Raw genomic sequence first — 18,930 nt, forward strand, 5'->3', positions numbered from 1 at the left:
GGGAAGCAAGGAAAGGCATCGAGACCGTGCCCGTGACCAACGACCCCGTCGACGTGCTGATCATCGGCGCCGGCGCCTCCGGTGCGGCGGTGGCCTGGAGCCTGGCCGAGACGCGCATGCGCATCGTCTGCCTGGAGCAGGGAGACTGGCAGCAGTCCTCCCGCTACCCCTCGACCGGTCGCGACTGGGAGGCTCGCCAGGCCGAGGACTACGCGATCCACCCGAACCGGCGCGCGATGCCCGCGGACTACCCGGTCAACGACGACGACTCGCCGATCAAGATCGCCAACTTCAACGGCGTCGGCGGCGGCACCATCCTCTATGCCGGGCACTTTCCGCGCATGCACCCGTCCGATTTCCGGGTGCGCTCGCTCGACGGCGTCGCCGACGACTGGCCGATCGACTACGCCACGCTCGAACCCTACTATGCGCTCAACGACCGCATGATGGGCATCGCCGCGCTTGAGGGCGACCCCGCCTATCCACCCAAAGAAGCGGTGATGCCGCCGATGCCGCTCGGCAGCACCGGAGAGATGCTCGGCCGGGCGATGAACGAGCTCGGCTGGCACTGGTGGCCTTCCGACTCGGCGATCACCTCGCGCGACTACGAGGGCAGGGCGGCATGCATCAACCTCGGCCATTGCGGCCACGGCTGCGCGCAGGGCGCCAAGGCCTCGACCGACGTCACCTACTGGCAAGAGGCTATGCGTGCCCGCGTAGAGGTGCGCACAAAATGCCGGGTCAGCCGCATCGAGACCAACGACGACGGCATGGCAACCGGCGCTTGGTATTTCGACGGCGACGGGCGGGAGGTGTTCCAGCCTGCCGAGATCGTCATCATGGCGTGCAATGGCATCGGCACGCCGCGCATCCTGTTGAACTCGGCTTCGGAGCGCTTCCCGAACGGGCTCGGCAACTCGAGCGGGCAGGTGGGCAGGAACCTGATGTTCCATCCCTACGCGCTGGTGCGGGGCCGCTTCGACCGGCCCCTCGACGGCTATCGCGGCTCGCGCGTCTTCATGTGGTCGATGGAGTTCTACGAGACCGATCCGGCGCGCGATTTCCTGCGCGGCTACTGTTACCAGTTCACGCGCGGCAATGCCCCGGCCACCACCGCCCTCAACGGTCTCGGCGACGGGCTGCTGCCGTGGGGTGAGGGGCATCATGCTGCCTTCCGCCGGCTGTTCGACCACCAGGCCGGCATGATCGCGATCTGCGAGGACCTGCCGGAAGAGATCAACCGCGTTACGCTCGACCCTTCCCTGAAGGACGCCAACGGCATCCCGGCCCCGAAGATCACCTACCGGCTCAGCGAGAACTCGCAGAAGATGCTCGACCATTCGGTGGCGCGCGGCGTCGACATCCTGACCCGGGCCGGCGCGAAGGACATCATCACCCGTTCGCCGCTGCCCTATGCCGGCTGGCACCTGATGGGCACGGCGCGCATGGGAAACGACCCGCGCACCTCGGTCGTCAACGCATGGGGCCGCAGCCACGACGTGAAGAACCTCTTCATCGTCGACGGCAGCGTCTTCGTCACATCCGGCGGCGTCAACCCGACCTCGACCATCCAGGCGATCGCGCTGCATGTCGCCGACCAGATCAAGACCCGGATCCATGACCTCTTCGACTGAGACCATCAACGACGGCTGGGGCCCGGCGCTGAGCGACGGCGAGCGGCTTTGCCTGCGCTGCGTCGCGGGAGCGATGATCCCGGCGAGCGCCGTGCTCGGCATGCCGGGCGCCGACGATCCGGCGATCATGGCCGATATGGCATCGTCGGTGAAACGCGACCGGCCGGCGCTCGCCCGGCTGCTGCGCGGCATCGACGAAGCGGCCGGCGGCCGGCTGGCCGATCTCGATGCGGTCGCGGCGTCGGCCCTGCTCGACAGGCTGCGAGCGGCCGATCCTGCCGGTTTCGCTGTGGCCGAAGCAGTGATCGCGCGCGCCTACTATCGCGACGACCGGGTGCTCATGGCGATCGGCATGGAGCCGCGGCCGCCGTTCCCGAAAGGCTTTCGGGTCGACGAGGGCGACTGGTCGCTGCTCGATCCGGTGCGCGATCGCGGTCCGATCTGGCGGGCATCGGAATAGCCGAAACGCGGCCAGGAAAGACCCCGAATTGCACGCGGGGGGCGGACAGGGTCAGACGATCTCTTCGCAGATTCACCCGTCCTTCCCGGAACGCGCGCGCCATGCACCGACTGAAGATACGCCAGTTCGAGTGCTTCCTCGTCTATATGAAAACGGGCTCGGTCACGGGCGCTGCGCAGGAGCTTCACACGACCCAGCCGAACGCGTCGAAGACGCTGACGCAGATGGAGTAAACGCTGGGCGTCTCGCTGTACAGCAGGTCCGGCGGCAAACTGCGGCCGACGCCCGAGGCGGAACTGCTCTACTACCACGTGCAGCGCCTCTTCCAGCAGCTCGTGCTGATCGAGAGCTTCGGCCTCAAAACGTCGCCGGTGCGTTGGCCATCGCTGCGCATCGCCACGCTCGCGACCTTCGACGGCGGCCTTGGTACCGCTGGCGGTGGACGTCTACCGGAAGACGCAGCCGGACCTCTAGGTGCAGGTCGACGTCGTCGACGGACAGGAGATCCACACGCTCGTCGCCCAGAGCCTCTACGATTTCGGACTGGTGCATTCGCCGCTTGAGGCCGGGGACGTGACGTCGACGACGCTGGCCACCAGCATCCTTGTCTGCCTTCTGCCGAAGGATCACCGGCTCACCGCGCAGGAGCGCGTGACGGCGCGCGACCTCATCGGCGAGAACGTCATGACGCTCTTGCATCTGCGGCAGGAGGACGAGAAACCCATTGCCGCGATCGGCGGCTTCGATCTCGTCTTTTCGGGCAAGCGCTTCGGAAGCGAAGAATTCCAATATGGCGGCGCACTCGCACGTACCGGGGCGGAGACTGACATCGATCTGGCGCTGACCGTCACGGCGCTCGGCGCGATCTCGCGCATCGAACATGTGCTGGCCGGCTTCGAGGACGAGCGGTCTCACTACCGGTTCCGGCTTGCCTCCTATCAGTCCCGGCGGTGCGGCGAGTTCGGTTTCGAGGAGGAGCTCTCGGAGAAGCGCCGGCAGCTTGAAACGATCGAAGCCGATCTGGCGAACGAAGTCCTGGAAGAGGGGAAGAAGGCCTTGGCGGCGGCATAAAGCGCTACGCGCATTACGACAACCGGTCCTCGTCGTCGATCAGTTCGAGCCGCGACGGAGCCGTCGTGCCCCAGCGCCAGAGCACCAGGTTCATGTCATCCGGCCCGCTTCCCTTAGCGAAGCTGCGCACCCGAAGCCCGCTAAAGCCCTTTGCGATCAGCTCGCGAGCGAAGCGCTGCGTGCGCGCCTCTCCCGTTGTTCGCATCTGGTCGCGCCAGGCCGGATCGGCCAGAGCGGTCTCTTCGAAACCTGCAGTCTCAAGGGCCGCGATGTCGGATGCGTCGAAGACCGTCTCGATTTTGGCACGGTAGCAAACGAGGGTGGTGGGCTGCAAATCTCCGACCTGATTGGCCTCCCTCAGGGCGGTCAGCACCGATGTCGACAGATAGAGCGCCGGCACGCCCTTTGGATTGAAGCGGCCGCCATAAAGCTCCGCCCCGCGTCCGGACATCGGCTCGCGCGCAAAGACCGGATTGAGCGCCCGGTAGAGTTTGCCCGAATAGGTCGAGGCCACGATCAGGCGTAAACGCCGGCATCGACCGCGTCGATGAAATCGATCACCTCTCCGGCCCGCCCGTCACGCACCAGTTGCATGGCCGTCTGCCCGGAAAATCCCGGCAAGGGTTCTGAGCGATACCAGGCATAGGCCATCAGCGCAGAACCGAAGCGCGGCTCGACTTTGTTGATGATCTCCACCATCTCGCGCAGGCGGCGCTGCGTCTTGTCGGAACGCACCCGGTCCTTTCGCTGAACGGCATCCTTGCCCAGTCCCACGGTCCGGGCGATTTCGTCGCTCGTCGTGCGAAAAGCCTTGGCGATCTTGCTCGGCTGGAACAGGCCCTGATCCGAATATGCCGCGAGGCCCATGATGCTACTTCCATTTATTGCCGGATATTATGACGCAATATAGCGTCAATACTAGCGGCATTCAAGGGACATCCGATGCACCCAGCGAGACAAGGCTGACGTCCGGGCGTGACCGTCACGAGGCGGCGTGACTACTCCAGAGGAAAATTTGAGAAGGTGATGGAAGGCAAGACCGCTCGCAGAGCGGCCTAACCGGTGGCGCATTCGCTCAACCGCCGCCTGCGCCATCACGGCCCGTCGTTCTTCGCAGGGCTTTGCAGCCCCGCTTGTCCGGCCGGGCAGGGATGCTCGGCCGCAGTTGCACCGGCTCGCCCTCTCCGCGGTGCAAGGGATGTCTTCGAGAAGAAGACGAGAAAGGGAGCCGGGGGCATGCCGGGCCCACAATCGTGAACAGGAGCTTCCCATGCATATCATCAAGATCGATCCGCGCGCGCTGAAGGACAACCCTGACGATGCCCGCAAGTCCAAATCCACACCGCAGAGCGATGCGCTGCTGGCCGCGACAATCAAGGCCGTCGGCATCATCCAGCCACCCGTCGTGTCCCCCGAAGGCGATGGCGGCAACGGCTTCATCATCCAGGCCGGTCATCGCCGGACCAGGGGTGCGATCGCTGCAGAGCTCGAGGAAATTGAGGTCATCGTGACAGACGCGGCCGACGATGGCGGCGCGATGCGCTCCATGGTCGAGAACATCGCCCGCGAACCACTCAACCCGGTCGATCAGTGGCGGGCCATCGAGCGGCTGGTAGCGCTCGGCTGGACCGAGGAAGGTATCGCCGCAGCGCTGTCCCTGTCGGTCCGCCAGATCAAAAAGCTCCGGCTTCTCGCCAATGTGCTTGCCGCCATGCTGGACCAGATGGCCAAGGGCGACATGCCGGACGAGCGACAGCTCAGGACCATCGCCGCCGCCTCGATCGCCGAACAGAAGGAGGTCTGGAAAGCCCACAAGCCAAAGAAGAACGAAACCACCTCGTGGTGGTCGGTCGCCAATGGCCTCTCAAAAACCCGCATGTATGCTCGCGACGCCAGCTTCGACGACGAGCTGGCGCAAGCCTACGGGATCGCCTGGGTCGAAGATCTCTTTGCGCCAGCGGATGAGGACAGCCGCTATACGACCGATGTCGAGGCTTTCCTTGGCGCCCAGCAGGAGTGGATGACCAACAATCTTCCGAAGAACGGCCTGATCACCGAGTCCAACAACTGGGGGCAGCCGGAATTGCCGAAAAAGGCCGAGCGCGTCTACGGCAAGCCGAAGAAGTCCGACCATACGGCGATGTATCTCGACCGTGAGGGCAAGGTGCAGTCGGTCGTCTACCGGATGCCCGAACCGAAGCCGGCGAGAGGCAAGGGTGGCGAGGGTGGTGTCGTCGCGCCGGCGCAGCGCCCAGACGTCACCCAGAAGGGCCAGGACATGATCGGCGATTTCCGCACCGACGCGCTGCATGACGCGCTTTCCCACGCGCCGATCGAGGACGACACGTTGATGGCGCTGCTCGTCATCGCCTTCGCCGGTCAGAACGTCCGCGTCGACACCGGATCAGGCAATTCGGGTTCGTTTCGGAGCCAGATCGCACCCCATGCCGCCACCCTGGTCGATGAGACCGGCAATCTCGCATTCGACACGGAAACACTCAGGGCCGCCGTGCGCTCGGTCCTGATCGAGGTGCTGTCGTGCCGCCGCAACATGTCGAACAGCGGCATCGTCTCACGGATCGCCGGCGCCGTCGTCGGGGCCGACAGCTTTCTGCCCAATATGGGAACGGAGGACTTCCTTCTGTGCCTGTCCCGGCAGGCGCTCGAGGCGGCATGCGCAGAAACCTCGGTTCTGCCGCGCAACAAGGTTCGCGACACCCGCGCAGCACTTGTCGAGCATTTCCAGGAGAAACGCTTCGTGCACGGGTCGGCGCTGTTCGCGCCGGACGCCAACGAACTGGCCGACTGGAAGGCCCACAACGAGTTCACCGAGGACGAATGTGCCGGGGATTGCGCCGGCTCCGTCGAGGAGCCGGAGGAGGGCGACATCGACCACGATGCCGTCTCCGAAGGTTTCCGTGACGCCGCCGAATAGCGGTCTTTTACCTTCCGAATGCACATCACGCCGCCGGCATCGTCCGGCGGCGTTTTCGTTTTCACTCAATAAAGGAGGAGGACACCATGTCCGCCAAGCTCATCTTCGACCATGCGCCGATCGGCGCGATCATCGCCTATTCCGACGGCACGCCGCGGCCGCCGGAGCGCCATCGCAGAAAGCTCGCCGACTGGAAAAACCGCAACGGGGCCGGCCGGCTGATTTGCAAGCGTGCCGCCGTCGAACGTGGTGCCCACACGATTCCGGCATCCTTCACCCTGCATGAGGGCGATTAGGGGTCCAACGGCACAATCGTCATGCGGGTCCACAAGACTTTCGATGTGAACTCACCGGGACTTTACCGTGCGCGAGCAGCCGGTACCCGGGTCGGTCGTCGTCATGAGCCGGCCGGGTGACCTTGGGGAACTGGTCCACCTCGCCGCAAACCGCATCGCTGCCGAAGACTGGCTCACCCGGCACGGCTATCCCGAAGCCGAGCTCCAGGAAGTCACGGCGCTGGGCACCGATGCGGTGAGGGGAGCGTGAGGGTCCCAAGGGAAACAGACCTGGTCTCTTGGATGAACGCAGCGCACCGCCAGCCGAGCGCGCATCTTGATCGGATCGAACGCCCAATATCGGCGAGGGCGGGACGCATGACAACGACAGACAAGGCGATGGCCCGAAGACATCCCCGCGGGTGATAGCGATGGACACGGTCGGATGAAGCCATGTTCAGGGCCTGCGTCGACCAGTTGAGATTCCAGCGGGCGGGGAGAAATCGAGGCCCTCAACCGAAAGCTCTCACGACAGGAGCAGTCAATTCTCGTCGTCAGGGCAAAGGCCATTTCCAACGGGACGACCGCCAAAGCGGATGTGCATGCCGCAGTGTGACGGCAGGAGCGTGTGCGAGAGGCCCCGATCGTTTCCTTCACATTGGCCGCCGATGAAATGCCACCCCTGACGGCCTCCCTTCGGTTTTGGTCGCGGTCGTAAACCGGCGGCCGGAGCCTTCAAGGCCGCTGACGCGCCGCGCGCGGCCGCACGCACCATCCTCACCAAACCGGCCCCGCGGGGGCTGCGCGAGGGCTTGATAAGCCCTGCTGGCTCGCAGAACAGCTTCGCTCGTCCCGGTCCGTACGGACCCTGAAGCCCCCGTCTTTCCGTCGGTTCTTTTGCCCGCGCCCGAAGGGAGGGCCGGCAGGGGCCGGCTTAAGCCTTCGGTCAAATCGAGAGGAAAGGACCTAACATGACCAGTAACGCTCGTACCTCCCGTCTATCCGGCAAGATCGTCCAGCTCCGGAAGGGCGCTTCCCTCGAGATGGTCCGGCTCGCCTGCCCCGACAGCGCCCAGGCCTCGCTCATCTCCGAAAGTTTCGGTCTGCCGGTCATCGATAGCCAAGGTATCCGCGATCTCCACCACAAGATCATCGTCGACACGGCCGAATCTCTGAACGAAGGCCTCGGCGACCGGGCCATGCAAATCCATCTTCAGCGCATCGTCGGCTCCTATGTTGGTTCCGCCCACGGCGCCGGCCAATTCTATTCCCGGGCAGTCACTGAAGCTCGAGACGCGACCGCGAAATCGGCCAACGATAGGCGCGACGAGGACCTCGACGGTCCTGCCGGGTTCGACAGCAATGCCCAACGCAAGCGAGAGTTCGCCGCCGATATGGGCATTCAGGCCCATGCGCTCCGCTGCGCAGCCGAGGGTGTGGTAACCGCTTACGAAGAGACCGTCGGGGAGGCCTGGAAGCCTTTTGAACGCCAGGTCGAAACCTCCGGCAAGTCCGTCGACCGTAAGGCGGCCGAACTGCAGATGGCGGCGCTTGGCTGAGCCGCTCGGCGGAGCTTCGGCTCCGCCTCCGTTCGTCGCGGCAAAGCCCCGAATTGGGAACACAACGTAAATTACCTAATCTACGTAAAATGATGAAGGCTTGCGATGAAACAGTACACGTTCTCCGACATGAACCGCTCCTCAGGCGAAATCCTCGAGGCTGCGCTGCTCGAACCGGTCGTGCTCACCAAGCATGGCAAGGATAAGCTCGTTATTGTCTCCGCCCGCGACTATCACCGCATGCGCGGCGAGCCGAGCCCGACGAAGTCATATTCCCTGCATGAAGCCCCTAACGATGTCCGAATGGAGCTGATGTCCGGCATCAATGCCATTCTCAGTCCTGACAAGAACGATGTTTGAACAGGGCGACGACGCCGGATTCCACAATCTCTGACATCGCGGAGCGGAGAAGGGTGAGGAATCCGGCCGGAAACCCCCCGCCCGGTCTGCATCGTCATTAAGACGCACGGCAATCCCGATGTCGTATTGTTTTTTGCACTTACCTCTTCAAGCCTCTTGAAGGCCAACTCGCGCTGAATACACCTGAAATCAAGTGCCGGCACATTGGCCTAGCGTCTCCCGCACCGTCATTTGCCTGTGAGCACCGGTCCGGAGCGACGCCCTGAACGTCCAGCCTCGACCCAGCCGCTTAGACGGACATGGCCGGTACTTCATCTCGGACGCAACCCATTCCCGCTCTTGGAGATATGGCATTCCTGGTGCGGCGCGGACTTCCACGATCAACCCGTAAAGGGTCCGCTCGCAAGCGGCGGCCGCTTGGCTGTGGCCTGCGCGGTGATCGCGTCCGCTAAGCCGCACACTGACGGAGCCATCAAGAGCGGGATTGGCCCGCTCCAACGATGGAGCACTTTCATGCACCACGATCTTTCCCTGGCCCAGAAACACGCCTGGAACCTCGCCCGCATCCTCATGACCCCGATCGTCCTCTTCAAGTCCGACGACGAATACGGCGTCCTTCCCGCCGACGAAGTCCACGACGCTGAGATCGTCGTCCTCTTCGAATACGACCCCTACACCGGCGGTCACTCGGTCCACTGACCGACTACTTCTCTCATCCCCTGGCGGCGGCGCCCTGCGCCGCCTTCCACTGCGCGTCTGCCCCGGTCGTGATCCGTCCCGAGAAAGGTCCGGGCGGAGCCGGCCGCCGCTGCAACGGCTTCGCCGTCCTCCTCGGCGTTTCGGCCCTTCGCCACCCCGCTGCGTTGCGCGGGGCCCTGGCTCGGGTGCAGCGGCTGCCCTCAGCCCCGCCATCGTCGGACCTCGTGACGGACCGCGATCGGCGCGGTCCTGAAATCAGGAGGCCTGAAAATGAAAAGGAAACGGAAAGAGAAGAGCCCGCGCGTCGACATCTACGAGCGGATCACCGAGACGATCGTCGCGGATCTGGAAAAGGGCGTCCGCCCCTGGATGAAACCCTGGAGGGCAGGTGGGCTCGAAGGCCGGATCACGCGACCGCTCCGGCATACCGGGGAAGCCTATACCGGCATCAACGTGCTGCTACTCTGGTCGGAAAGCCTGCGCCGTGGTTTCGAGGCGCCCCTTTGATGACCTATCGGCAGGCCGGTCAAATCGGCGCCCAGGTCCGGGAGGGCGAAACCGGCACAACCGTAGTCTATGCCAGTCGATTCACCAAGACCGAGACTGACCCACGCGGCGACGAGGTCGCGCGGGATATCCCGTATTTCAAGACCTACACCGTTTTCAATTGCGATCAGATCGACGGTCTTCCCGAACAATATTACCATCGTCCCGACAAGATTATCGACCCGGTGTCGCGGATCGAGCATGCCGACCGTTTCTTCAAACACACCCGCGCGGTGATCCGTCATGGAGGCTCAAAGGCTTTCTTCGCTCCCGCAAGCGACCACATCCAGATGCCACCTTTCGAGAGCTTCCGGGACGCGGAATCCTACGTGGCTGTCCTTTGCCACGAGGCAACCCACTGGACGGCGCCAGAACACCGCGTAGGACGCGATCTTTCGCGCTACCATAAGGATCGCACCGAACGCGCCCGCGAAGAACTCATTGCTGAGCTCGGGAGCTGCTTCCTGTGCGCCGATCTCGGCATCGTGCCGGAGCTCGAGCCGAGGCCGGATCACGCGAGCTACCTTCATTCTTGGTTGCGGGTGCTCAAGGATGACAAGCGAGCGATCTTTCAGGCAGCCGCTCATGCCCAACGAGCGGTGGCATATCTTCACAGCCTGCAGCCGGTGCAAGCCCTCGAAGAGGGGAAGGGGGCATGACGCTCCCTTTCCTGAATGCAAGAGCAGGGGGCGAATCGCCCTCTGCCACGCGCTATCGCTTGTCGCTGTAGTTCAGTGTGACGCTTGATCCACGTCCCTGAATCTGGCGAATGCCCGTCACCATTGATCGAGACGAGGGCCCGGAGCAACAGGGCATCTGCGGCACCTGCCTGCCCACCTGACGCGGTGCCAACGCAGAACCGCCGCGACAGCCGCTCCGTTGTCAGTGAAACGCCGCATTCCGGCCGATGCGTGCCAAGTTCGCTCCAGTCTCGCGTCTTCAGGCTGGAAATAGTCAGATGGCCGCCCATGAGTCTGGGAGTTCCCGGTCCAGCTGTTAAGCTGCCTTGGACGCTGCCGAGAACGGTCTACCGATTGTCTGCCGGTCACGGGTGGCAGTGGGCATGCTTGCCACGTTCTGGCCTATTCCTTTTTCTGTCGTCTCTCACGGTGCGCGCCCAACGCGTCCTCGATTTGGCATGTCTGACCGGCAACCGGCTTCGCCTCGCTCGGCTTGCCGCAACGGCGGACCGGGCCTTTCTTCCCCCTGCCGGCTGCGCCGCCACTCCTCGCGAAACAAGAAAGCCCCGTTCCGCCGTCCTCCATTTCATTGCGGTCCCTGCGAGCCCACCCCGTTGCGCAATCGCAACGTGGACCCCGGGGGATGCGCGCCGTTCGTTCCCGGCCTCTTCGACAACCATCGAGGCCGCGATGGGCGCGGCCCGAAACATCGGAAAGGAATAGGACAATGGCCAATATCGGCACTTTCACTTCCACCAAGAACGGCTTCACCGGTCAGATCAAGACCCTCGCTCTTAACGTCAAGGCGCGCTTTGAGCGTATCGAGAACCCTTCCGAGAACGGCCCGCACTTCCGAATCTTCTCGGGCAATGTGGAGCTCGGGGCGGCTTGGCAGAAACATTCAGAACAAAGTGGTCGTGACTACCTCTCGGTGAAGTTGGATGACCCGAGTTTCCCCGGTCCGATCTACGCGACCCTGGTTGAGGTGGAGGGAGCTGAAGGACCCTCCTTAATCTGGTCCCGACCCAACCGGGACTGATCCGACCCAAAGCGGCCTCGCCCCCGGGCGAGGCCGCATCAGCGTGCCGTAAGGCGGACGGTGGTCGATAGCCACGCGACCTTTTTGAGCGAAGGAGAGAAAGGAACAGATACGGCGGCCTCGTCTTCACGCTCGAAGCTTTGCTGGATCATGCGGCCGGACGTTCCAATGCGGCCCCAACGGCGCACAAGACAGGGCTGTCCGAAAAGTGTCTGTTCGATCGAAAGCGCGTAGAAGCGAGCCATATTCCGGCCCGCTTCTCGGCGTTCTACATAGACACGATAGGGCTGCGCGATCATCCACGAAAGAATCGCCCGACGTCGAGTCCGTGTCCAATGACAGGTTTGAATCGAACGGTGTGTTTCGATTCATCAGATTGATGGATCGCGAGGTGGCTATGGGGGAAGCCAGCCGCAAATGAGGGGGATGATCGAGGCGATGCAAGCCGCCTTGATCCTTCATTTCCGACGGAGACTTAGGTGACGATTCGCCTCGCACCTCACGTCGGTTCCTCCGGCAAGGCTCCTGCGTCCGATCAATCTGGACGCTTTGCGTCCGCCGGTCGGTTCGAGTCTTCCGACCGGTTGTCAGACGACAGTTGCTCAATGATCATCAGGAGATGTTGCGCGGTCGACGATGGGAGATCGAGCATTCGCCTGATCAGCTTCATCTTGACCTCGGCCTCTTCAGCGCTCTCGCCGAACATATGGGGTGCCGCCGCATACACCGCTTCCACCGGAGAGAAGTTGAGCAGTTCGGCGAGGTGAAGTAGCCGCGTCACCCTAAGCTTGGCGCCAGCCCGCTCATGTCGGGCGTAGATCTCATGATGCAGACCGACCATCATGCCGACCTGCTCACGATTGAGATTCAGCCCATCGCGACGCTCCCGCAGGAAGCGACTGAGCTCCTCCTCCATTTCCAACAGGCTGCGAATCCCGTTGAAGCCCGGTCTGCGCCAGATCGGCTTGTCGACCTCGGAATCGCTTGTTTCGACGAGGCCGCGCTTGTCGATGTATGTCTTTATGTCCTTGATCGCCATAGACTGGCTCGCCCGAACCCGCTCACTGCCGAATCCCGCCAAAAAGAGCCGCGAGATTCCCCGAAATTGCCCCAGACCCGGAAAAATCAGATGCAAAACCATAGTGATCCTAGCAGGAATCCAGATGCGACTTCAACTTGACACGTGCTGGAAGCCCCCGCGCGACACACCTTTCTCTCAAAATCCATTCGCGTCCAGATACTGCTGAATAGCCCTCTCCATGAGGGCCTGCATCGACGTCTCCAGGTTGAAGGATGCCAGCTTCAGCCGGCGCTTCGTATCCCGATCCAGGTTGACGTTCACGAAGTGGCTTGCACCCTTCATGCGAGCCCGTTTCATTTGTCGTAACGCCTTGCTCGCCCGACTCGACGTCTCCGACTGCACGTCGTCTGCTTCCGTCGCCCGTTCCGACATCACTTCCATAGCAACCGGGCGTTCGACCTGGTCCGGTGCCGACAGCGTCGGGGTTGAGCGTGGCTTTCGAGGGGCGATGGCAAATTCCTCGAGCGACAGATTTTCCTTACCGCTCACGCCGCACGCTCCGACTTCGACGCGCCTTCGAGATGTGCGTCAACTTCTTCGACCAGCGCGCGGATCTCCCGCCGTGCCTTGGCGATCGCCTCTGTCACCTCCAGCATCTGCAATGTGCCGATGCCGTTATGAATATCCTTGTAGACGTTGCGCTCAAACACTTCAGTCCGAAACAAATAGGTTCCGACCTTGTCCTCGATGATCGGCCGGATCTTGCGGTAGAGTTCGGTATGGCGAACGGTTACGGTGATCCGCGTGCGCAACACGCCATGCCGGCATTCGCTGCCGAGAACGTCGTTGATACGCCGAACGCTTTCAAAACTATCGATGGCGCCTAGCACTTCACGCTTCGACGGCTGGATTGGCGAGATCACCAGATCCGACGAAGCAATCACCGGGTCGACGATCGATGTGTCCTCGCCAGGCGTGTCGATCAGCACGTGATCGAACTTTGGGCCGTGTTCGTCCATCCAGCGCTCGAACCCTCGTGCCGTCTTGTGACTGTAGACGTGAATGCCCTCGGGCTGCGCATCCTTCTCCTGACAGTCGGTCCACCACCGCATCAGGTTGTTGCGGGCGTCCATGTCGATCATGGCAACGTGGCCTCCGCGCAGCGCGTACTCACCGGCGATGTTCATCAACGCAGTCGTTTTGCCAGCACCTCCCTTCCCGTTGATGGCGGCGATTACGACGGTCATCGGTAGCTCCATGGAATGTGTTTCTACTCGCACAGGAATCCATGTCGGTGTGCTCGTGGATTCACATCGCACTAGAAATACGCGAAGGATGCAAAAACACAATCATATTTGCATTGAAAAATGGACTAATGATCCAGAATGCGAAAAATCAATGCTATATATGAGTTGGCAGGATACGGAAAAATGTGATACATTTTCCTGACGATCGAGGACAAGCCCTCGATCCGCGGCCTGCGGCCGCGATCACCACGATCAAAGGCCAAGCGTAGCGATGGCTCGCGTCCTCTCCGCAAAGTCGAACAGAAAGGAGCGGGTGGTTCACATCCGTTTCTCGCGGGCCGAGTTCGACGCCCTCGAGATGGCCGCGAGGTCTGCAGACATGACTGTCTCGGCTTTCGTCCGGTCTCTTGCCATGGAGGGCGCCGGTGTGCTGCCCTTCCTCGCAGAAGGAGATCGGGCCGTGTTCGGCCTACTCGCCGACGGCATCCGTGCGATCGGCGGGAACCTCAATCAAATCAGCCGCGCCATCAACACTGGCAAAGTGCCTGACGAAGGAGACCTGACAGGCAGTATCAAGGATGCCCATGGGGTGACGACAGCGCTCGCTTCCGAGCTCGCGGAATTGACCCGGCGAGCGGCAGCGCGTCGGCGTGGGGAAGGTGCGTGATGGAGTTCTTTCCAGGCGCTTTCGAGACGGAGTGGGAGCGCCGCCGCGCCATGCTTGTGCATGAGATGCAGCTTGGTCGGTTCGATAGCGGCGACTGGGATGAGCCGAAAAGGGGAGGGGTAGCGCGGCCGCTGGCCGAGGGCGCACGTGGCTTGGGGAAGGCACGGCGGCGTGGCGGCGGCCAGCCGCGCCCATCGGGCGAGGGCGTAGGCTCGACTGAACGCTCGATGCGGACGCGGTTTGCGGCCCTGGCGCGCGGCAGTCAGCCGGCCGTGGTCAAGCTTGCCTCCTATGGCGGCGGAGCCCGCGCCGGCGCGATGATGAGCTACACGTCGCGGGGCGGGGCGCTTGCCGTCGAGAACGAGCGCGGCGAACGTGTGGTGGGCAAAGGTGCGCTCGCCGAGCAGCGGGCCGAATGGGAACATCTGTTCGACAATCGGGCGGCAAGCCGGGATCTTGCCATGTTCCAGGTGGCAATCGATGCGGCATCGTTGCGGCAGGATTTCGACCAGAATGATCAGTTGCGCGAGATCCTGCTGTCGGGGTTTGGCGACCGACGATTCGTCTATTCGGCGCGCGAACGAAATCCGGGTGAGATCCATGTGAACGGTGTCGTCGTCTTGCGCAGCGGGAAAGGCGAGCGCTTGACCGGGGACCGAAAAGCTGCCGAGATTGTGCAGCAGCGCCATCACGACAGCAACGCCGGCCGGGTCGTCGACGCACGGTTTCGCTTCCATGGTTACGGCAACGGTGTCGAATGGGGTACCGCGCGCGTTCGGGAACTGGTCGTGTCAGTCGGCGGGAAGGTTCGCGACGAGAGCGGCCGGCTGATCGACGATGCAACGCAGGCTGGCGATCTCGTCCAGAAGGAGTGGCGCAAGGAACTGCACAGTCGAAAGGGCAGGGACGTTATGCACCTGATCGTCTCGACCCGCGCCGGCACGGATGCGGCTCCCTTCGAAAGCGCCGTGCGCGAGTTTCTCGGCAAGCAGTTCGCGGGGCATCGATATGTGTTCGCCGTTCACGATCCGGCACTCGACCCGAAGGAGTTTGCCGAAGGTGGCAAGCGCCCTCACGTCCATGCCCATGCCATCATCACGATGCGATCGGAGACCGGAGATCGCATTGTCACCAGCCCCAAGCTGTTCCGGGAATGGCGCTCCCTAATGGCGGAGAAGGCGCGGGAACAAGGCCTCGACATGGAGCTGACCGATCGGCGGGAACTCGCCAGCGCTTCGGCCTATAGTCGCAATCAGGTCCGTCCGGTCAGCTACCGCGACCGAACCGAATATGTGGGTACGAGCGAGGCCGCTCACGCCCGCTATCAGGCAAAGCGCTCCAACGAGATCAACCTCGCCACCACCGATCGCAGCCGTCAATACGCGGCTCGGGCAGCGGAGGCATGGAACGATCTCACCAATGCCGAGACGGGCATGTCCGAGGGGACGTTTGCAAAACTGCACGCGACACGCCTGGAAGGTATGGCTGAGATCAATCAAACCGGTCATGTTTTCGAAAGAGAAGCGGTGCAATCTGTCAAAAACAAAGCCGATATGATAGAAATTTATCAGCTCTTAAACGGTGAGGGTCGACAGATGCGCGAGATGACACGTCCGGAGTTCGAAGCCTACGAAAAGCGGGTGGCAGCGGTCCTTGCGTCGGTCGAGCGGTCGCTCGAGCCTTCTGAGCAGGCGGACTTCAATGAGGTTGCGGCCGCAGCGCGTGAGGTGGTCGATATCCGGCGCGAATATCTCGAGGTCAGCGAACGGCAATCTGATCGACATCGGGATGAGCAGCCTCAGGATCACAGGCACGAACCACCGGATAGATCCGACACCGACTGGGAAGCGGCGGTGGCTCGACATGGCCGCTACGCGGTTGAGAGGGCGAATGAGGTCCTGGTCGAGGTCGAGCGCTATCGGGAAGGACTGTCCAGGATCTATGTCGGAGACCTGCCGCGGTCCTATGGCGCCAGCTACCAGGATGGTCTCGCACGTGAAATCAACCGCGCGGCGGAAATGGCCGTCGATGGCGACAACCAATATATGCGTGAGGTCGCCAAGTCGGACCAGGAGCTGCAACGAGCCATCGAGGCGATTGAACTTGCGCGGCGTGAAGCCAATCGAAATGTCGACCGCGAACACCATTTCGCCGGTCAGACGTCCGTGGCGAGCGACGGCAAGGATTTAAATGGATCGCCCTCGAGAGCTACCGAGGCAGATCATGTCCGTGAGGCGGATTTAGACGTTCTTTGCGCGTCTGAAGAGCGCGACGGACACGGACAGCAAGAGGCCTCCACCAGGTCCGCGGCCGAACCCGTCCGATCCGATCCGCCTCAGCAGCACGTGCCGCGACTGCGCCAGATCGAACACGAGATTGAACAGCGTCACGAGCGCGATCGCGACGATCGCGAACGGTAGGAGGCGGGCATGAAGGATGAACGGCCTCACGCGGAATTTCCCAGCCGTACGGCTCGGAAGATCGCCTTCAAGAGCTGGTCTGGGTGAAGCCGATGATCCAGTCTAACTGGCTCACGTGGCGCATCATTAAACGGACGCTACTCGCAAAAGTCGCATAAGCTGAATTATGGAACTGACGCAGATATGTAACTGATGCCGAGTTGTCGCTGGCCAAGAAGGCGACCAGAGCGCGCCGCATAACTCACAACTGGAGATTCTATGAGGCATAGAGGAGTAATCTATAGCTCATGCTCGGGAAGTGGCACCAACGCGTCTGGCTTCAATTCCGAGTACGCTCTCGTTCACGACGTGGGTCAGCTGGTCCCTATCCCGTCAGCCACCTCATCCGGAATGGTCTCGTCAAAGATCTTCGACCATCCACAATCGCTGGATGGTTTTGAGTGTGCCGTCACCAGCGTTCTCAACCTGCGTGCTGCCGGGACGAAGCGCCTCTCGATGGCTTTGAGGTGCTCTCTGTGTTCGCCGGCTTGATGGGTGCCGACGTGTAGCGGAAGCTCTGATGAGCCGTCTTTCAGGACCTCACCGCTGCGCATTTGCGGGCTGGACGCCGTCCGGCGGGCTTTTCCGTCAATGGGATGCACTTCCTCCCCACCGTATCCGGTCGTGGTCGCGGGCATCGGCAGCGTCGGCATGAACTCTGTCGCTGGCACAACCGGCACGTTGGCACGGGAAAACTGTTCCAAGGCCCTGAAGGGCGCGGTCCGAAAGAACCGCAATTTGTCCGCAAAGAGCGGCCCCTGTCCTTCTGCCAGAATGATCATCTTGTCTCCCGGCATCTGCCTGATCTCTTGCGCCATCATGAGATCGCGCTCGCGTAGTTGCTCGACTTTGGTGCGGCGGTGCAGACCCATCAGTTCGATCGTGCGGGATTCGGTTCTGTAGCGCACGGTTCGCTTGCCCAGGCTTTTCGAGACCGCTTCCGCAGTCACCTGGTCATTTGCGCCGAGAACGAGCTGGTAACCGCAATTGCCTATCAGAGAGTGTCGTGAGGTTTCGCCGTAGATCTCATCGAGATTTTTTATGTCCTGGATTACGAAGGCCATCTTGATGTTGTAGCCGGCGACATAGGGAAGCTTGGTCGTAATCTCCAACATCTTCTTGAGCTGACGAAACTCGTCGAGCAGGAAAAAGACCGGCACCGATGGCTGACGATGCTCTAGCAAGAGCACGTCGAGGGTTTGCTGTACGAAGAGAGCGAGCAGAGGCCGCAAAAGCGTGATATCGGTGACGTTTGGCGCGAGGTAAATAGAGATCGGTCGATGCTTCAGCGCGCGCAGATCCATATCCGTAACGCAAGTTGCGGCGACCACGCGCTCATTGCGAAATGGTCTCAGCGCCTTTTGGATATCGAGGAGCGCCGACGCAGCAGCGCGCTCTGAAAGGGCGATGTAGGCATTGAAGCTTTCTACGGTAAAGCGGGACAGGTTTGGCTCGCGCTTCTTGATGAGCGTCATCAGCGCCTGCAGATCGACGCCGCTGTTGAAGAAGGCTGTTACTTCGCCAAGATTGCGCCGGCCGTCGTACCAGACACTCTCGCTGATGTAGCTGATGACACCGGCGATGACCTGCTGGGCTGTCGCCTGCCAGATCGAATTCTCTGACTCGGTCACTTCCGGGACGAGAATGGCTGCCATGTTCTGGATGTCGGTGGTGCGGTCGCCGCGATCAGGACGGATGAAATCGAGCGGATTGTAGCGGTGGGTCCGCCTAGATCCGGGTGCGAACAGGAATACCTGGTTACCCCTCGACTTGCGGTAGCCTGCCGTGCTCGCGAAAATCTCGCCCTTGAGGTCGGTGACGATCAACGAGCCTTCGTGGCAGAGCGCGTTAGGAATGACATAACAAGCCCCCTTCCCCGACCGGGTTGGCCCGATGATCAAGTGGTGGCGATCATCATCGACGCGAAGGATTCTGCGACCGAAGCGGCCAAGGATCTTGCCTTTTCGGCGGAACCACCTGCCCTGCCGCAGGGACATTGCCGTCTGGAAGCGTGCATCCCCGAGCGGGTTCGACGTCGGGCGCAGACCGGTAACGGCGACGATGCTTGCAACGAGAACAGCAGGAACAATCGCGCCGAGGGCAACTATGCGCAGACTGCCGCTGTCGCTATACGCGATGAGCTGATGGAAAGGCACGAGCGGATTGGTGGTGATGATTGTCTGCAAGACACGGCCGTCGCCGTAGAGCAACAGCAATCCGAGACCGTAGGCCAACACCCAGACTGCGATTGCGACAGCCATGCAGAAGCCGAGATAGA

General features: G+C 62.1%; 17 protein-coding genes and 3 pseudogenes. 13 read left to right on the forward strand and 7 right to left on the reverse strand.

The genetic code is table 11. From position 1 onward, the window contains the following. Positions 1 to 32 precede the first annotated feature (32 nt). The 4 genes from HK436_RS24260 (at position 33) to HK436_RS24275 (ending at position 3,165) form a co-directional block, all read left to right on the forward strand. Complete coding sequence (locus tag HK436_RS24260; RefSeq protein ID WP_312860719.1) at positions 33 to 1,634, forward strand: GMC family oxidoreductase; 1,602 nt, start codon at positions 33 to 35, stop codon at positions 1,632 to 1,634. Then, positions 1,618 to 2,094, forward strand: a complete 477-nt coding sequence (locus HK436_RS24265; protein WP_173194194.1) for a hypothetical protein — start codon at positions 1,618 to 1,620, stop codon at positions 2,092 to 2,094. Before HK436_RS24260 ends, HK436_RS24265 begins: the two co-directional genes overlap by 17 nt. A gap of 101 nt (positions 2,095 to 2,195) precedes the next feature. Continuing rightward, positions 2,196 to 2,327 carry a helix-turn-helix domain-containing protein gene (locus tag HK436_RS24270; protein WP_173194196.1) on the forward strand — a complete coding sequence of 44 codons (132 nt, stop codon included), beginning with the start codon at positions 2,196 to 2,198 and terminating at the stop codon, positions 2,325 to 2,327. A 241-nt stretch (positions 2,328 to 2,568) separates the two neighbouring features. Beyond that, positions 2,569 to 3,165, forward strand: a complete 597-nt coding sequence (locus HK436_RS24275; RefSeq protein ID WP_173194198.1) for a LysR substrate-binding domain-containing protein — start codon at positions 2,569 to 2,571, stop codon at positions 3,163 to 3,165. Between the two features lie 13 nt (positions 3,166 to 3,178). Here the strand turns inward: HK436_RS24275 and HK436_RS24280 are convergent, their stop codons facing one another. Both HK436_RS24280 and HK436_RS24285 read right to left on the reverse strand, forming a co-directional pair. Then, positions 3,179 to 3,679, reverse strand: a complete 501-nt coding sequence (locus tag HK436_RS24280; protein WP_312860720.1) for an RES family NAD+ phosphorylase — start codon at positions 3,677 to 3,679, stop codon at positions 3,179 to 3,181. A 2-nt stretch (positions 3,680 to 3,681) separates the two neighbouring features. Next, positions 3,682 to 4,032, reverse strand: coding sequence for an antitoxin Xre/MbcA/ParS toxin-binding domain-containing protein (locus HK436_RS24285; RefSeq protein ID WP_173194200.1), 351 nt, complete (start codon positions 4,030 to 4,032; stop codon positions 3,682 to 3,684). Between the two features lie 403 nt (positions 4,033 to 4,435). Between HK436_RS24285 and HK436_RS24290 the strand changes: the two genes are divergently transcribed. The 7 genes and pseudogenes from HK436_RS24290 (at position 4,436) to HK436_RS24320 (ending at position 11,258) form a co-directional block, all read left to right on the forward strand. Further along, positions 4,436 to 6,100: a ParB/RepB/Spo0J family partition protein gene (locus tag HK436_RS24290; RefSeq protein ID WP_173194202.1), complete on the forward strand. Its 1,665-nt coding sequence runs from the start codon at positions 4,436 to 4,438 to the stop codon at positions 6,098 to 6,100. Between the two features lie 86 nt (positions 6,101 to 6,186). Continuing rightward, positions 6,187 to 6,646, forward strand: a pseudogene (locus HK436_RS24295) (UCP036055 family protein). Between the two features lie 700 nt (positions 6,647 to 7,346). Then, entirely contained in the window at positions 7,347 to 7,934 is a 588-nt protein-coding gene (locus tag HK436_RS24300; RefSeq protein WP_173194204.1) for a hypothetical protein, read from the forward strand. Between the two features lie 105 nt (positions 7,935 to 8,039). Further along, a complete protein-coding gene (locus HK436_RS24305) occupies positions 8,040 to 8,294 on the forward strand; it encodes a type II toxin-antitoxin system prevent-host-death family antitoxin (RefSeq protein ID WP_173194206.1) in 255 nt (84 codons plus the stop codon). Between the two features lie 513 nt (positions 8,295 to 8,807). Beyond that, positions 8,808 to 8,993, forward strand: coding sequence for a hypothetical protein (locus tag HK436_RS24310; protein ID WP_173194208.1), 186 nt, complete (start codon positions 8,808 to 8,810; stop codon positions 8,991 to 8,993). Positions 8,994 to 9,263: 270 nt separating this feature from the next. Continuing rightward, positions 9,264 to 10,198: pseudogene (locus HK436_RS24315) on the forward strand (ArdC family protein). Positions 10,199 to 10,946: 748 nt separating this feature from the next. Beyond that, positions 10,947 to 11,258, forward strand: a complete 312-nt coding sequence (locus HK436_RS24320; protein WP_173194210.1) for a DUF736 domain-containing protein — start codon at positions 10,947 to 10,949, stop codon at positions 11,256 to 11,258. A gap of 49 nt (positions 11,259 to 11,307) precedes the next feature. On the opposite strand, the pseudogene HK436_RS24325 reads toward HK436_RS24320, so the two are convergent. From HK436_RS24325 to HK436_RS24340, 4 genes and pseudogenes are all read right to left on the reverse strand, one after another. Next, a pseudogene (locus HK436_RS24325) lies at positions 11,308 to 11,557 on the reverse strand (WGR domain-containing protein); the annotation flags it as partial. Between the two features lie 236 nt (positions 11,558 to 11,793). Next, positions 11,794 to 12,297 carry a helix-turn-helix transcriptional regulator gene (locus tag HK436_RS24330; RefSeq protein WP_173194212.1) on the reverse strand — a complete coding sequence of 168 codons (504 nt, stop codon included), beginning with the start codon at positions 12,295 to 12,297 and terminating at the stop codon, positions 11,794 to 11,796. 177 nt (positions 12,298 to 12,474) lie between these two features. After that, positions 12,475 to 12,828, reverse strand: a complete 354-nt coding sequence (locus HK436_RS24335) for a hypothetical protein (RefSeq protein ID WP_173194214.1) — start codon at positions 12,826 to 12,828, stop codon at positions 12,475 to 12,477. After that, a complete protein-coding gene (locus tag HK436_RS24340; protein ID WP_173194216.1) occupies positions 12,825 to 13,526 on the reverse strand; it encodes a ParA family protein in 702 nt (233 codons plus the stop codon). The genes HK436_RS24335 and HK436_RS24340 overlap by 4 nt, the downstream gene beginning before the upstream one ends. A 313-nt stretch (positions 13,527 to 13,839) precedes the next feature. Between HK436_RS24340 and HK436_RS24345 the strand changes: the two genes are divergently transcribed. Then, on the forward strand, positions 13,840 to 14,193 hold the full coding sequence (locus HK436_RS24345) for a plasmid mobilization protein (RefSeq protein ID WP_312860721.1): 354 nt from the start codon (positions 13,840 to 13,842) through the stop codon (positions 14,191 to 14,193). Beyond that, positions 14,193 to 16,613: a relaxase/mobilization nuclease domain-containing protein gene (locus HK436_RS24350; RefSeq protein WP_173194220.1), complete on the forward strand. Its 2,421-nt coding sequence runs from the start codon at positions 14,193 to 14,195 to the stop codon at positions 16,611 to 16,613. The genes HK436_RS24345 and HK436_RS24350 overlap by 1 nt, the downstream gene beginning before the upstream one ends. 353 nt (positions 16,614 to 16,966) lie before the next feature. Here HK436_RS24350 and HK436_RS24355 read toward each other — a convergent pair whose 3' ends face one another. Continuing rightward, positions 16,967 to 18,913: a type IV secretory system conjugative DNA transfer family protein gene (locus tag HK436_RS24355; protein ID WP_194248654.1), complete on the reverse strand. Its 1,947-nt coding sequence runs from the start codon at positions 18,911 to 18,913 to the stop codon at positions 16,967 to 16,969. Positions 18,914 to 18,930 lie beyond the last annotated feature (17 nt).

It is taken from the genome of Neoaquamicrobium sediminum (assembly GCF_013240295.1).
Classification (GTDB): Bacteria; Pseudomonadota; Alphaproteobacteria; order Rhizobiales; family Rhizobiaceae; genus Aerobium; species Aerobium sediminum.